At 57.6% G+C, this 14,655-nt stretch carries 16 protein-coding genes; 8 read left to right on the top strand and 8 right to left on the bottom strand.

The genetic code is table 11. The features are described 5' to 3' along the window. Positions 1-25: 25 nt before the first annotated feature. The 4 genes from holA to GOX45_RS12430 form a co-directional block, all read right to left on the bottom strand. A complete protein-coding gene (gene holA / locus GOX45_RS12445; protein WP_171101358.1) occupies positions 26-1,054 on the bottom strand; it encodes a DNA polymerase III subunit delta in 1,029 nt (342 codons plus the stop codon). After that, positions 1,051-1,542, bottom strand: coding sequence for an LPS assembly lipoprotein LptE (gene lptE, locus GOX45_RS12440; protein ID WP_171101357.1), 492 nt, complete (start codon positions 1,540-1,542; stop codon positions 1,051-1,053). The genes holA and lptE overlap by 4 nt, the downstream gene beginning before the upstream one ends. Beyond that, positions 1,529-4,081, bottom strand: coding sequence for a leucine--tRNA ligase (gene leuS / locus GOX45_RS12435; RefSeq protein ID WP_171101355.1), 2,553 nt, complete (start codon positions 4,079-4,081; stop codon positions 1,529-1,531). The genes lptE and leuS overlap by 14 nt, the downstream gene beginning before the upstream one ends. A gap of 72 nt (positions 4,082-4,153) precedes the next feature. Further along, a complete protein-coding gene (locus GOX45_RS12430) occupies positions 4,154-4,636 on the bottom strand; it encodes a DUF3576 domain-containing protein (protein ID WP_171101699.1) in 483 nt (160 codons plus the stop codon). 172 nt (positions 4,637-4,808) lie between these two features. Between GOX45_RS12430 and GOX45_RS12425 the strand changes: the two genes are divergently transcribed. Together GOX45_RS12425 and GOX45_RS12420 are read left to right on the top strand one after the other, a co-directional pair. Next, positions 4,809-5,924 carry a porin gene (locus GOX45_RS12425; RefSeq protein ID WP_371808976.1) on the top strand — a complete coding sequence of 372 codons (1,116 nt, stop codon included), beginning with the start codon at positions 4,809-4,811 and terminating at the stop codon, positions 5,922-5,924. Between the two features lie 100 nt (positions 5,925-6,024). Further along, the gene (locus GOX45_RS12420) at positions 6,025-6,687 is read left to right on the top strand and encodes a YggS family pyridoxal phosphate-dependent enzyme (protein WP_171101353.1); all 663 of its coding nucleotides are present in this window, start codon (positions 6,025-6,027) and stop codon (positions 6,685-6,687) included. On the opposite strand, the gene GOX45_RS12415 is transcribed toward GOX45_RS12420, so the two are convergent. After that, positions 6,668-7,168: a L,D-transpeptidase family protein gene (locus tag GOX45_RS12415; protein ID WP_171101351.1), complete on the bottom strand. Its 501-nt coding sequence runs from the start codon at positions 7,166-7,168 to the stop codon at positions 6,668-6,670. The genes GOX45_RS12420 and GOX45_RS12415 overlap by 20 nt on opposite strands. Continuing rightward, on the bottom strand, positions 7,165-8,259 hold the full coding sequence (gene ribA, locus GOX45_RS12410; RefSeq protein ID WP_171101349.1) for a GTP cyclohydrolase II: 1,095 nt from the start codon (positions 8,257-8,259) through the stop codon (positions 7,165-7,167). Before ribA ends, GOX45_RS12415 begins: the two co-directional genes overlap by 4 nt. A 161-nt stretch (positions 8,260-8,420) precedes the next feature. Between ribA and GOX45_RS12405 the strand changes: the two genes are divergently transcribed. Both GOX45_RS12405 and GOX45_RS12400 read left to right on the top strand, forming a co-directional pair. Further along, positions 8,421-9,107 (top strand): response regulator transcription factor, encoded by a 687-nt coding sequence (locus tag GOX45_RS12405; protein ID WP_171101346.1) that lies wholly within the window; start codon positions 8,421-8,423, stop codon positions 9,105-9,107. Positions 9,108-9,358: 251 nt separating this feature from the next. Further along, positions 9,359-9,670, top strand: a complete 312-nt coding sequence (locus GOX45_RS12400) for a hypothetical protein (RefSeq protein ID WP_171101344.1) — start codon at positions 9,359-9,361, stop codon at positions 9,668-9,670. Between the two features lie 49 nt (positions 9,671-9,719). Here the strand turns inward: GOX45_RS12400 and GOX45_RS12395 are convergent, their stop codons facing one another. Beyond that, entirely contained in the window at positions 9,720-10,532 is an 813-nt protein-coding gene (locus GOX45_RS12395) for a DUF2189 domain-containing protein (protein WP_171101343.1), read from the bottom strand. A 213-nt stretch (positions 10,533-10,745) separates the two neighbouring features. On the opposite strand from GOX45_RS12395, the gene GOX45_RS12390 reads away from it, so the two are divergent. The 4 genes from GOX45_RS12390 to GOX45_RS12375 all read left to right on the top strand — a co-directional run bounded on the left by GOX45_RS12390 (position 10,746) and on the right by GOX45_RS12375 (position 13,389). Next, the gene (locus GOX45_RS12390) at positions 10,746-11,534 is read left to right on the top strand and encodes an exodeoxyribonuclease III (RefSeq protein WP_171101340.1); all 789 of its coding nucleotides are present in this window, start codon (positions 10,746-10,748) and stop codon (positions 11,532-11,534) included. 86 nt (positions 11,535-11,620) lie between these two features. Beyond that, positions 11,621-12,538, top strand: coding sequence for a thioredoxin (gene trxA / locus GOX45_RS12385; protein ID WP_171101338.1), 918 nt, complete (start codon positions 11,621-11,623; stop codon positions 12,536-12,538). Between the two features lie 27 nt (positions 12,539-12,565). Continuing rightward, on the top strand, positions 12,566-13,207 hold the full coding sequence (locus GOX45_RS12380; protein ID WP_171101336.1) for an LON peptidase substrate-binding domain-containing protein: 642 nt from the start codon (positions 12,566-12,568) through the stop codon (positions 13,205-13,207). Continuing rightward, positions 13,204-13,389, top strand: coding sequence for a Trm112 family protein (locus GOX45_RS12375; protein ID WP_171101333.1), 186 nt, complete (start codon positions 13,204-13,206; stop codon positions 13,387-13,389). Before GOX45_RS12380 ends, GOX45_RS12375 begins: the two co-directional genes overlap by 4 nt. Here GOX45_RS12375 and GOX45_RS12370 read toward each other — a convergent pair. Beyond that, complete coding sequence (locus GOX45_RS12370) at positions 13,386-14,648, bottom strand: FAD-dependent monooxygenase (protein ID WP_254446011.1); 1,263 nt, start codon at positions 14,646-14,648, stop codon at positions 13,386-13,388. The genes GOX45_RS12375 and GOX45_RS12370 overlap by 4 nt on opposite strands. Positions 14,649-14,655: the final 7 nt, after the last annotated feature.

Raw genomic sequence — 14,655 nt, 5'->3', positions numbered from 1 at the left:
GGGCCGGGTCAAGCGAAACCCTTTCTCAGCGCGACCGCGCAAGCATCGCCAGGCGGATCATGGCACGCTCGACCAAGGCCATGGCCGGAGCGGTTTGCCCGGCCGAGCGCAGCGCCAGGTCGGTATCTGTCAGAACGCTAAGCGCGGTCTGCAGTTTTGGTGCCCCCCACCCCTGCGCCTGTCGCAAGATCCGGTCCCGCCGCTTGCCATAAACCGGCGGGCGCAGTTTGCCGATTCCCTGGGCCGCACCGCCCGGGTCCGACGCACAAGCGTAAAGCGTGCGAAAATGCCGGGTCGCCCCGATACACAACGTGACCCCATTGGTCCCTTGCGCCTGCAACCGGCGGATCAGCGGCCCGATCTGACCGGGTTGCCCTTCGGCCACCACGTTCAGAACATCGTCCAGGGCTGCCTCGTTGGATTGCGGTGCGCAGGCTTCGATGTCATCAATGCTCAACGCGCTGGGGTCATCCCGCTTGTAGAGCGAAAGCTTTTCGACAGTCTGCGCAAAATCACCGGGGCTGAGGCTCACGGCCAGCTCACTTAGAGCTGCCATCATGTCGCGCGGTACATTTTGCAACCCGGCGGTGCTGACAATACGCTCAACTTCGGCGCGCGACGGGGGATCATCATAGATACCAACGGCATAGGCGTTCGCGTGGCTCTCGAATGCCTTGCGAATCTTCGAGCTGGGTTTGAGTTGACCAGCTGTCACGATGATCTGCGCGTCGCCGGGGGCCCAATCCTCCAGCGCGGATATCAGTGCCGGGGCTACTGCGTCGGTCGTGTCTTCGACAAAGACCGCACGCGGGCCGGGAAAGAACCCTACCGCTTTGATCGCATCAAGCACCAAAGTTGGGTCGCCGCGCAGATCTGATCCGGGCATCCGTGTCAGACGCATCTCTTCTTCAGCCCCGGGGCCGAGCAACGCGGCCAGCACCTGTTGACGTTTCAGAGCCAGGCGCATGCCATCTGCGCCGTAGATCAGCAGACCTGTTTTGCCTGCGTCCGGCTTGGCGAAATACCCTTCGGCCTCACGCGGGCTCAACTTCATGAGGCAAGACCGGGCGTAGCATAGAGGCGATTCACGATTTGATCTGACAGAATCACCATCAGCCGCTCCCGCGCCGCGCGTTCATCGGCCAGTGCAGATACGGTCGAACCCGCTGCTGAATAAGACACAAAATCCGACACTTGGCCCGATGCCAGAACCTGACCGGTATCGGATGAGGTCAGGGTGAAATTGGCACGGCCATCGATATTGAGCCGATCTGTCTCGTTTGATGTTGTGATCGAAGCTGCCCGCGTGTTGGTCGTAACGTTCACTGCAAGGGCAAAGTCACTGGTCGATGTCGCGCTGCGACCCAGACGACGCTCAAGGCTCTGCACCAGCAGGAAGCTTTCGACAGAGTTTGGTGCAGATACTTTCACCCGTCCGTTCAGCGTATCACCCGCGCCGCCCGGCGCATAAACCGGCTCGAACCCGCAGGCGGCCAGCGCCAGCGGCATAAGCAACAGGGATCTGCGGTTAAACGACGACATTCACGATCCGGCCCGGAACAACGATCACTTTCTTGGGTGTGGCACCATCCAGCGCCCTTTGCACAGCTTCGGTGCTGAGCGCCAGTTTTTCAACCTCGTCCTTTGGCAAATCCTTGGCCACGCTGATTTCCGCGCGGCGCTTGCCGTTGACCTGAATTGGCAAGGTCACCGTGTCATCGACCAGCATCGCCTCATCTGCGACAGGCCAGGGGGCCGTGGCAACGAGCCCTTCGCTGCCCAGCATCTGCCAAAGCTCTTCGGACAGGTGAGGTGTCATCGGCGACATCAGTTGCGCCAGGGTTTTGGCGGCCTGGCGTTTCGCATCGGTCCCGGCCTTGGACTTCGCCAATGTGTTGGTGAAGGCATAGAGCTTGGCGATCGAGGCATTGAAGCCAAAGGATTCGACGCCGCCCGACACGTCGTGGATGGCCTTGTGCATCTCGCGCAGCAGGGTTTCGTCCTCTGCATTGGCGGGAATGTCTGAGTCGACGATCTCGGAGGCTATGCGGTGCACACGGCTGAGGTGCTTGAAAGCGGCTTCAGCGCCCGACGCGGTCCATTCCACGTCGCGCTCGGGTGGCGAATCGGACAGCACGAACCAGCGCGCTGTGTCGGCACCAAAGGCGGAGATGATGCTGACGGGGTCGACCACATTCTTTTTGGATTTCGACATTTTGGCCGAAGGGATGATCTCGACCTCGGTGCCATCTGCCAGCTTACCATCCGTTACCTCTTCGGGCAGGTGATAGACGGGGCGGTCGTTTTTGTCCCTAGTCTGGTAGATCTCATGCGTCACCATTCCCTGCGTAAACAGGGCATCAAAGGGCTCGATGGCTTTTTTCGGCAGATGTCCGGTTATGTTCATGGCCCGCGCAAAGAACCGCGAATAGAGCAGGTGCAAAATCGCGTGCTCAATACCGCCAATATACTGATCGACATTCATCCAGTATTCGGCCTCGGCCAAATCGGTCGGGGTTTCGGAGCGGGGCGCGGTGAAACGGGCGAAATACCAAGACGAATCCACAAACGTGTCCATCGTGTCTGTTTCGCGCTTGGCAGGCGCTCCGCAGGACGGGCAGGCACAATCGCGCCAGTTCGGGTGGCGGTCCAACGGGTTGCCTGGGATCGAAAAGTCGATCGGATTGCCATCGCCATTGTCGTAGGGCAGCTGGATCGGCAGGTTTTCTTTCTTCTCGGGCACCGTGCCGCACGTATCGCAATGAACCACGGGAATCGGGCAGCCCCAGTAACGCTGACGGCTGAGGCCCCAATCGCGCAGGCGGTATTTGGTTACACCTTCGCCCCAACCGGCCTTTTCGGCGAAATCCACTGTTGCGTTGATCGCTTCATCTCCGGTGGCTTCGGTCAAACCAGCGAAATGGTTCACCCAGCGGACCTTTTCGGTCTTGGGTGGCACAAAAGCGATTTTGTCGACGGGTGTGTCGTCCTCGAGCGCAAAGAATGTATCTATCACCGGCAGGTCGTATTTCCGGCAGAAATCCAGGTCGCGCTGATCATGGGCCGGGCAGGCAAAGATCGCGCCAGTGCCATAGTCCATCAGGATGAAATTGGCGATCCAGACCGGCAGTTCCCAATTCGGATCCAGCGGGTGCTTGACCTTGATGCCGGTATAGTAGCCCAGCTTCTCGGCCGTCTCAATTGCCTCTTCTGTCGTTCCGCCTTTGCGGCATTCGGCAACAAATTCAGCGACTTCGGGGTTTTCGGCCTCAAGCTGCTTGGCAATCGGGTGATCCGGTGAAATCCCGACGAAAGACGCGCCCATCAGAGTGTCGGGCCGAGTGGTGTAGACGGTGATCGGTTCCTCGCCATCGGTGCGTTCGAACCCAAATTGCAGACCACGCGATTTACCGATCCAGTTCTCCTGCATCAGCCGCACCTTGGCAGGCCAGTTCTCCAGCGTGTCGAGTGCGCTCAGCAATTCCTCGGAGTAGTCCGAGATCTTGAAGAACCATTGTGTCAGCTCGCGACGCTCCACCAAAGCGCCCGAGCGCCAGCCACGGCCGTTTTCCACCTGCTCATTGGCCAGAACGGTCATATCGACCGGGTCCCAGTTTACCACCGCGTTCTTGCGATAGACCAACCCGGCCTCGAGCATGTCCAGAAACAACGCCTGCTGCTGGCCGTAATATTCCGGGTCGCAGGTGGCAAATTCGCGCGACCAATCGATCGACAGACCCAGCGGCTTCATCTGCCCACGCATGTCGGCGATGTTGCTGTAGGTCCAGTCTTTCGGGTGGCCGCCGCTGGCCATTGCCGCGTTTTCGGCAGGCATGCCAAACGCGTCCCATCCCATTGGGTGCAGCACGTTGTGGCCGGTTGCCAGCTTGTGGCGGGCGATGACGTCGCCCATCGTATAGTTGCGCACATGCCCCATATGGATTCGGCCAGACGGGTAGGGGAACATCTCAAGCACATAGTATTTCGGCTTGTCCGCCTTGTGGTTGGCGACAAAGATTCCGGCCTTCTCCCAGGCCTCTTGCCATTTTGCTTCGATTTCGTTGGCCGAATAGCGCGACATTGTGCGGTCCTTGGTGAATGAAAACGCCGGGTGAGAACCCGGCGTGGTAATAGTGTGATTTTCGGCGGGTTGCTAGAACTTACTGTCTGCGATGCGTAGCTGGCGGGCACGTGACAGAATCGCGTCTTCAACCGCACGCGTGGTTGCGGCACTCACAGGTGCGCCACCGCTGGTTTGCAATGCAACCGAAAGCGAGCGCGCCGCAAGCGCAGGATCGCTGATATGTACCGTGGCCCGATATGAGCGCCCGCCACCGGGCGGTGTGCCGTAGCCGGTAACAATCACGCCGGTGAACGGATCAACCTCTTGAATCGGCAGGAAGTTGAGAATATCCAACGATGCCGTCCATAGATACCGGTTCACGTTGGTGATCTGCTCATTATTGTTCGGTCCAAAGACATCCCATATCGACGTACGATTCGGATCATTCAGCTCACGCTCTTCGGTAGAACTGCCGTCGGCTGTTAAAACACTGGCATCCCCGGGGGGCGGGGCTCCGCAGGCTGAGACCGTGACGCTTGCAATCACCAAACCCATAATCGTCATCAGGCGCATCGTCAGAAAGTCCTGTATCGCTTGTTTTAACTTGTTCGCCATACTCCTAGAGAAGGACCTGACCTGCAACAAGTGTATTCTTTAAATGCTTGCGCGCCCGAAGGCGTGAATGCGGTCAAAACCGACTGTGACATCCTTGCACCAATTTAGGCCGAAAGACGGCAGTCCTAATATGCCAAGCTTGCGTAAAGGGGGGGAAAAGAGCGAAACGGTTCCCGTGCTGAGACGTGTGCTGTGCGCTCGTCGAGTAGAAAAACTTTTAACCGAGGGAAACAAGATGAAAAAAGTTCTCTTCGCAACGACTGCGCTGATTGCCACCGCCGGCGTTGCATCCGCCGAAATCAACTTCAGCGGCCTGGGCCGTTTTGGTATTGGCTACCAAGAAGACCGCATTGGTTCGGTTCCGAACATTCCGACAACCACCGGTCAAGGTACAACAGCTGTTGTTGACACCGACGACACAATCCTGATCTCGCGCTTCCGTCTGAACATCGACGGGAATGCTGAAACTGATGGCGGCGTTGAATTCTCGGCTCGTGTTCGTCTGCAAGCTGACGAAAACGCCGGCAACGGTGAAGCCAACACCGCTAGCCTGAGCGGCGCGCGCTTCTCGGTCATCTACGGCGGTTTGCGTGTTGACGCTGGCAACGTATCGGGTGCCTTCGACAACTTGGCAAACTACTACGGTAACGAGCCTGGTCTGGAAAGCTTCATCGGTCAGTATTCGGGTGTTAACTACAGCTTCCTGGCCTTCTCGTCGACTGGCGCCGGTTCAAACGCCGTGTTCTTCCAGTACGCAGTTGGTGACTTTGCATTCGGTGCTTCTTACGACCAGGCAACATTTGCCGTTGGTGGTGTTCCTCAGGACGCAGACCGTTGGGACGTGAGCGCGACCTACACCTTCAGCAACGTCACTGCCGCTCTGGCTTATGGTGAAACTGATGCCGGTTTCGGCGGTTCCAACCCGAGCTTGCTGGTTCTGACCCTGGGTGCCGAATTCGGCGATTTCTCGGGTACAGTGTTCGTAGCTGACGACCAAACTCAAATTGCTGCCACAGATGGCACTGCATGGGGTGTGTCGGCAGCCTTCAACGTTGGTTCGGCTCTGACCCTGACCGCTGCTTACGGCGACGGTAACGCAGACGCAGACACCCAGCAGTACGGCATCGGCGCCATCTACGACCTGGGTGGCGGTGTATCGCTGCGCGGTGGTGTAGGTGTAAGCGATTGCGACATCTGCGCGGACTCTTCGACACGTGCGGACTTCGGTGTTCAGTTCAACTTCTAAGTTGATCTAGACACAAAGTTCTGGGGCAGGTCTTCGGACCTGCCCTTTTCTTTTGCCCCAGCATCGTGTTTCTCTGCAGCAAACACAGGACGAGGGGCAAATGTCGCTGCAGGAAATCACCAAACGAATCTCGAATGCCGAAGCCGCCGCCGGGCGCGCATCGGGCTCTGTTGATCTGATCGCAGTGTCCAAGGTGCAGCCAATTGAGCGTGTCGAAGCCGTGTTGCAACAAGGCCACCGGTGTTTTGGTGAAAACCGAGTTCAGGAAGCCGCGACTAAGTGGCCCGATTTCAAAGAGCGCTTTGACGGTATCGATCTACACTTGATTGGCCCTTTGCAGACAAACAAAGCGCGCCAAGCAATGCAGCTTTGCAACGCCATCCATTCGGTCGACCGGCCAAAATTGGCCAAAACTCTGGCGCGCTTGGCGCAAGAGATCGGGTCCTGCCCTAACCTTTTTGTTCAGGTAAACACGGGCGAGGAAGAGCAGAAGGCGGGAATACTGCCTGCAGAGGCTGACGCTTTCATCACTGAATGCCAAAACCTGGACCTGCCGATCCGAGGTTTGATGTGTATTCCGCCAGTCGATGAAGAACCTGCGCTACATTTTGCCTTGCTGGCCAAGATAGCAGAGCGCAACGGTTTGACCGGACTTTCGATGGGCATGAGCAGCGATTTTGAATCGGCTATTGCGCTTGGCGCGACCCATGTGCGCATCGGCTCGGCCATTTTTGGTGCGCGGGTCAGGCCCGAGTCACAATAACCCGCGTGCCGGGTGACACATGTCGCGCGATCCAACGCAAATGGTCACGTCGAAAGGCCAGGCACCCTTCGGTCGGATAACCGCGCCGCCGCCATTGATGCAGAAAAATCGCTGATCCGCACCCTGGAACCGCATTGGGCCAGTTCCAATCCGTCAGCAACACCAGATCATATAGAGGGTCCGCACGGCGCAGTTTCTCATGGCTGTGCGGATAGGGTGCCCGGACCCAATGGTTATAGGCCACATCCCTAGAATCATCCGACCAAAGGTCACCGGGGCCAATCGGTTTGGCCCAAGATGTTGGCTGCGCCAACCGGTCGGGACGATAGAGCATTCCGACGATGCGCAATACGCCAGTGGGCGTTGCCCCGTCACCTTCACGCTTTTCGTTGCTTAGACCACCTTTGCCGATCGAGCAGGGGAACATCCGTCCAAGAAAACGCACGCCTTTCGGCGTCAGAACCAGATCCGCAGGACTCACAACAGATGCCCGGATTTCGCTGCTTTGGTCGCCAGATACGCACGATTATGCGCTGTTTCGCCAACTTTCAGCGGGACGCGTTCGGTTACAGCAATCCCTGTGCGTTCCATCATCGCAATCTTCGCCGGGTTGTTGGTCAGCAACCGTACGGCCCCAAAACCCAGCGACTTCAGAATATCCGAACCAAGGCGAAAATCGCGCTCATCATCCTCAAACCCAAGTCGATGGTTGGCCTCAACCGTGTCGAAGCCCTGATCCTGCAGAAAATAGGCCCGCATCTTGTTTGCAAGCCCGATGCCACGCCCTTCCTGGTTCAGATAGAGCAGAACCCCTTCGCCCTCGGACCCCATCTGAGCCAGCGCGCCGCGCAGTTGCGGGCCGCAATCGCATTTCAGGCTGCCCATCAGGTCACCTGTAAAACAGGCCGAGTGCAATCGGGCCAAAACCGGTTTGCTGCGGTCGGGGCGGCCTATTTCAATGGCGTAATGTTCCTCACCACCGTCTTCTGGACGATAAACATGCAATCGTCCGGCCTCGGACACCTCCATCGGCAGCCGCGCGGCGACCACTTCGCGAAGGGGGCTGCGATCTGCCAGATGCGGGGCCGCGCGCGTATGATCAATGCAAGTCAGGCCGTGGGCGGCTGCAAAACTGCGGCCATCCTCGATGGGCGCGATGACCGCCGCTGGCAGGATTCGCGCTGATTTGGACAAAGCAATTGCGATGCGGTGCAGGTTGGCATTGCCCAGCCGCTCGGTCATCAACGGACCCTTCATCGGGGTATTCAGGTCATCAGACGGATCAGCCACGGCCTGAACCCATGCATGATCAGCATCAGCCGGAATCATGACGCGCGCCAGATCGCCATCATACGCGCGTGCTTTGAGGGTTTCGGCCCGCCTTCCTGTGATCGCCACCACCAGGCTATCCCCGAGGGCGCGCAGGTCTGCAAGACGCTGCGGGCTGAGTGTCTCGCACGCCACGGCCAGAACGCTGTTTCCAGTATCATCCACCAGCACGACTGGAACGCCCATACGCAGATCAGCCCGCGCGCGCGCCAGCAATTCGGTGATGTCCGGAATAAGACTCATGCCTGTTACCCTGTAACGTTTCGCTCATTTCCTAGCGGGATTGATCAGAAATGTGAAACATTTCCTATACATCAGACACGAGGGCGTGAGACCGTTGCAGTAAACCTTGTTGATTGACGCGAGCGCACGCAATTGATTGACAGGACGAAGGAGGACCGGACATGGCTCAGCTCAAGAAAATCCTGCTGGTGGATGACGATGAAGATCTGCGCGAGGCGCTTAGCGAGCAACTTGTGATGACCGAAGATTTCGACGTTTTCGAAGCATCGGACGGAGCATCCGCAATGGAACGCGCACGCGAAGCGATCTATGACCTGGTCATCCTTGATGTTGGTCTTCCCGACACAGACGGTCGTGAGCTGTGCCGCCTGATGCGCAAGCAAGGCGTCAAAAGCCCGGTCCTGATGCTGACAGGTCATGACAGCGATGCGGATACGATCTTGGGTCTGGATGCGGGTGCCAATGACTATGTCACCAAACCGTTCAAATTCCCGGTTCTTTTGGCCCGTATTCGCGCGCAACTGCGCCAGCATGAGCAATCCGAAGACGCCGTCTTTGTTCTGGGCCCCTATACGTTCAAGCCAGCCATGAAAATGCTGATCACCGAAGATGACCGCAAGATTCGTCTGACCGAGAAAGAGACGAACATTCTGAAATTCCTCTATCGCTCGACCGATGGCGTGGTGGCCCGCGATGTGCTGCTGCACGAGGTCTGGGGCTATAATGCGGGGGTTACAACCCACACATTAGAGACACATATCTATCGCTTGCGGCAGAAAATCGAGCCTGATCCGTCGAATGCGCGCCTTTTGGTCACAGAATCCGGCGGATATCGTCTGGTGTCTTGATCCAAGCTAGAATGATGTGGATCAAAGTGATACCGTATAGGTGAGATAACATACCCCATCCCGCGCATGTCCGGGTTATGACATGTACCTCCCTGTTGGACTGCCGGGCCTGATGGCCCGGCTTTTTTTGTGCAAACGGCTTCGTAGCATCGTGTATTGGCGCTAAGTATGGGTATAAACAATGGGCGAATACTCAAGTTTTGGCCTGACTCAAAGATTTTGAAAAGATCGCCTATTGCGCGTATATCTATATGATTTTCATGAGAAAAAATTGCCCGTTTCACTGCGGCGGAACATTTTCACTACGAGAAAAAATTCAAATTGCAGATGGCGGTGACAAAAAATGCAACCATTGTGGTCAAAGCGTTGAAATTCCGTTTTGGGCGGACTTCATTCTCGGAATGTACACAGGTTTAGTGCCCTTCTTCTTTTTCGGGCCTCTGATCATTTTAGTGCTCATAGGAATGTATGCAGCTGCATTTGGCCTTGTCGGGTTTGTATTATTGATTTGGCTGTCTATCGTCTGTGCAGCACCAATTCGAAAACACGAGAAAGTTGTTTGAATTCATTACTGTAGATACAGTTTGTATCCATGCAGGTATCACAGGCAGTCTAACCTTCATCAGACGGAATGGCGCGTTGATACAGGTGCCATGTAGTGTGACCCAAGATCGGAAGGGTGAAGATCAGGCCCAGAAAGGCCGGTACCAGTGAGAGCAGTACGGCGACCGAGATAATCGCAGCCCAGCTGAGCATCACTACCGGATTTTCGGTGACCACACGGACCGAGGTCAGCATGGCGGACACGAAATTGGTATCTCGGTCCAGCAACATGGGCATGGCAACTACGGTGACCGAGAACAGTACCGCAGACAAAGCCGCGCCGACGCAGGTTCCTATGGCAAGGAAGGTCCAGCCTTGCGGTGTAAGGAATACAGTGTTCAAAAACCCGCCAAAGTCCGAAAAGGACGCATCCTGCAGAATAATCGCCAGCCATAGCCGGATCTGGTAGGTCCACACCCAGAAAATGAACAGGGTAACAAAGGCCATCCAGCCCATCTCGCGCTTGCGCTGTTTGGCCATCACGGTCAGGATCTCTGCCCAGCCAAACGGCTCTCCGGTCTGCAATCGTCGTGACATTTCATAAAGCCCGGCAGCCGCGAAGGGTGCGACCAGTGGAAAACCGACCGCAGCGGGAATGATCATCCAGATCTTGCCAAGCCAGACCAGGCACCACACAAACAGAATCCCGAAAACCGCATAGAACAGGCCGAAAAAGCCGCTCATAAAAGGGCGCGCCAGAAAGTCGGCAAACCCAGCCTTGAGCGAGGCAGTGATATCAGCGGCGGTCAAACTGTTGACCTTGTATTCACCCGGTCGCGGTGCACCCGTGTCCTCGGGTGGGGTTGCGGTCTTCGATGTCATGACACGCTCCTCCATATGGCGCTGAACGATGTGTCTGTTGGCCGGGTGGATAGACCGACCCGTCTAGTAGTGTGCCTTAGGGGTTCATTTTGAGCAAGTGAAGCGGCTTTGCGCAGACCTGCCGGGTGCAGTGTCACCGACGGTCTTTTCTCATGGCAACCTCTGCTACACCGCGTTAACCTCCGGCCAATTGCGACAAAGGAATCCTCCGCTATGCCCTTTACCCTTGCCACTTGGAACATCAACTCGGTCCGATTGCGAGAGCCTATCGTGCTGAAATTGCTGGAAGAAGAGGCCCCGGATATTCTGTGCCTGCAAGAGTGCAAGTCGCCGGTCGAAAAGATACCGACCGAAGGATTTGCCGCGCTGGGCTATACGCACATGATTGCGCGCGGACAGAAGGGCTATAACGGTGTCGCCATCCTGTCGCGCCTGCCGATTGAGGAAGTAGGCGATAAGGATTTCGCCGGCCTTGGCCATGCGCGCCATATTGCCGGACGGTTGGATAACGGAGTGACCATTCACAATTTCTATGTTCCGGCAGGGGGCGATGTGCCGGATCGTGAGGTGAATGAGAAGTTTGGTCAGAAACTCGACTACCTCACCGATATGCGCGACTGGTTCCACAGCGAGAAGCCTGCAAAATCCATTCTTGTGGGCGATCTGAACATCGCCCCGCGCGAAGATGATGTATGGTCGCATAAACAATTGCTGAAAGTCGTCTCGCACACGCCGATTGAGGTCGAGCATCTGGCCGAGACGCAAGATGCTGGCGGTTGGGTCGACATAACGCGGCAGGACATCCCCGAAGGTCAGCTTTTTAGCTGGTGGTCGTACCGCGCGCGTGATTGGGATGCGGCGGATAAGGGGCGCCGCTTGGATCACGTCTGGGCCACGCCCGATATTTCGAACGCAGGCCATTCCAGCCGCATCCTGCGGGACGCACGCGGATGGGAAAAACCCAGCGATCATGCACCTGTTTTCGCGACATTCGACGTCTGAGACCTAGAAAAACACCTATTTGCGCCTTGGTTTCCGCGACAGGCGGTTGCATATAAGGCGCAAAGACGAACCTGAAAGTGAAAGCCATGGACCTTCTGAACGGCGCAGACAGCACCCCAGCCAGTGATTTGATCAAGGACGGAACCGAAGCCACTTTCATGGCCGACGTGGTCGAAGCCTCGCAAGAGGTGCCGGTGATCGTGGACTTCTGGGCGCCGTGGTGCGGCCCCTGCAAGACGTTGGGCCCCATGTTGGAAGAGGCCGTAACCGCCGCCAAAGGTGCGGTGAAGATGGTCAAGATCAACGTGGACGAGGCGCAGATGATCGCCTCGCAAATGCGTATTCAGTCGATCCCGACCGTTTATGCATTCTCGAAAGGTCAGCCGGTGGATGGTTTTCAGGGTGCCGTACCGGGGTCCGAGATCAAGGCGTTTGTTGATCGTATGATCGAAGCCGCCGGTGGTGAGAGCACAGGCGGTCAGCTTGAGGATGCGGTGCAAGCTGCCGAGGAAATGCTGGCCGAAGGCGCTGCGGTGGATGCTGCGCAGACATTTGCGGCCATTTTGGGCGAAGATCCCAACCATGCAGGTGCTTATGGCGGCCTGGTCCGCTCGCATATCGCCTTGGGCGATCTGGAACAGGCCGAGGCCATCCTGAACGGAGCACCCGCAGAGATCTCGGCAGCCCCCGAAATCGAAGCCGCCCATGCGCAACTGGAGCTTGCCAAACAGGCTGCGGACGCGGGCCCTGTGGGCGAGCTGACCGCCGCGGTCGAGGCCGAGCCGGACAATCATCAAGCGCGGTTTGATCTGGCGCAGGCGCTACACGCCAATGGCGATGTAGAAGAGGCGGTTGCGCAATTGCTTGAGCTGTTCCGGCGTGACCGCGAATGGAACGATGGTGCGGCCAAGGCGCAGCTGTTCACGATCTTTGATGCGCTCAAGCCCAATGATCCGGTGGTGCTGAACGGGCGTCGAAAACTCAGCTCGATGATATTTGCCTAAATCGTGATCAGGGCTAAGTTCGATGCTATGATGCATCCCGCCGATCTGCCGGACACAGTTTCCGTATTTCCGCTGCCCGGGGCCGTACTCTTGCCCCGCGCGCGCCTGCCGCTGAACCTGTTTGAACCGCGCTACCTGCAAATGTTCGACGACGCGTTGAAGACGCCGGAGCGCATGATTGCGATGGTGCAGCCAAGCCCAAGTGCAAGCGATGAAAAGCGATTGCACAAGATCGGATGCGCCGGGCGGGTCACGCAGTTTTCTGAAACCGAAGATGGGCGGTATCTGATTACGCTCACCGGGATTTCGCGGTTTCGCATTCAATCCGAGTTGGACACATTTACCCCCTATCGGCGCTGCGCCGTGACCTGGGAGGGGTTCGATCGGGATTTGGGCAAACCCGAATCTGACACTGGCTTTGACCGCGTTTCTTTCATGAGTTTGCTCGAGCGGTTTTTTACGTCTCGCCAGCTGGCCACCGACTGGGATACCATGAAACACGCGGATGACGAGCTGCTGGTCAACTCGTTGTCAATGCTTCTGGATTTCGCCCCCGAAGACAAACAGGCGCTGTTGGAAGCGCCTTGTTTGCGGACGCGGCGCGAAACGCTTGTCACCTTGATCGAATTTGCTATGCGGGGCGGCACCAACGAGGAAAAATTGCAATGACCGACGCCGAACACGCTTTTGACCGCCACATGCTTGAGGCGCTGATCTGCCCGCAGACCCATACGACCCTGCATTACGATGCTGAAAAACAAGAGCTGGTGTCAAAAGCCGCCGGGCTGGCCTTTCCGATCCGCAATGGCATCCCGGTGATGCTTGTGGATGAGGCGCGCACGCTGGACTAAATCGCACGCCCTTGCAGCAACTTGGGCAGGTCGCCGGTCAAACCTGCGGCCTCGCGCACAAACCCCCGGCGCAGGCCCGGCAGGGATCCGACGATCCCCATGCCGATGTCGCGCCCAAGGCGCAGCAATGGGTTGTCGTTGGAAAACAGCTTGTTGAACACATCCGTCGCCATCGCCAGTGACGCCGTGTCAAACCGTCGCCATTCCTGATAGCGCTCCAGCACCAACACCGATCCGATATCTTCTCCGCGTCGCCCGGCGAGGGTCAGGACCTCGGCCAAAGCGCCCACATCCCGCAAGCCGGCGTTCAGGCCCTGACCCGCGATCGGGTGCATCCCATGGGCGGCATCGCCAACCAGGGCCAGCCGGTCGGCAATGAACGCATTGGCAATGGTCAGGTTCAGCGGATAGGTAAAGCGGTCGCCTGCCAGCCGGATATCGCCCAGGAAATCCCCGAAACGCGGGCGCAGAACTTCAAGATATGCGTCGTCAGACAGCGCGTTGATCTGTTGCGCGGCCTCTCGGGTCTCGCTCCAGACAATCGAGCTGCGGTTGCCCGTCAGGGGCAGAATGGCCAGCGGCCCCGGGGGCATAAAGAACTGATGCGCGATACCATGATGCGGTAAATCGTGCTCGATGGCGCAGACCAGCGCGGTCTGGCCATAATCCCAGCCTGTTCGTTTGATCCCCGCCCGCACAGCAGTCCCGCTATTGCGCCCATCGCATCCCACCAGCACACGGCCCGTTAGTGTCTGCCCATCCTTCAGCGTCACACTTGCGCCATTGGTGTCGATCTGCTGCGCGGTTACGGATGTGCCGTTCACCAGAGTAATCCGCGGCTCGACTGCCATCGCGTCCAGAAAGGCGCGGCGCACGTGGCGGTCTTCAACCATATAGCCCATCGGGCCCTCTTCGATCTCGGCATGGTCGAAATGCATAAAAAAGGGCGAAGGGCCCGCGCCTGCATGACCATCGGTGACCTTGATCTCAAGCATGGGCTGCGCATGATCCTCGACACGCTCCCAGATGCCGATTGCGTCTAGCAAACGCTGAGAGGCGAGCGCCAAGGCATAAGCACGCCCGTCAAAGGCAGCGTTCTTGCGCACCTTCTCGGACAATGCATCGATCACCGTGACCGAATGCCCGGTTTGCGCCAAAGCCAGGGCCAGAGCAGGACCGTTCAACCCACCGCCTACGATCAGAATATCAGAACCAAATGTCATGCCCTGCAATATGCGCGCCCTTTCGGGATTGTCCATGTGCAGT

Origin of the sequence: Ruegeria sp. HKCCD7255, assembly GCF_013031565.1 — a bacterium.
Lineage (GTDB): Bacteria > Pseudomonadota > Alphaproteobacteria > Rhodobacterales > Rhodobacteraceae > Ruegeria.
Note: the sequence above shows the minus strand (reverse complement) of the source record. Positions and strands in the feature narration are given on the sequence as shown.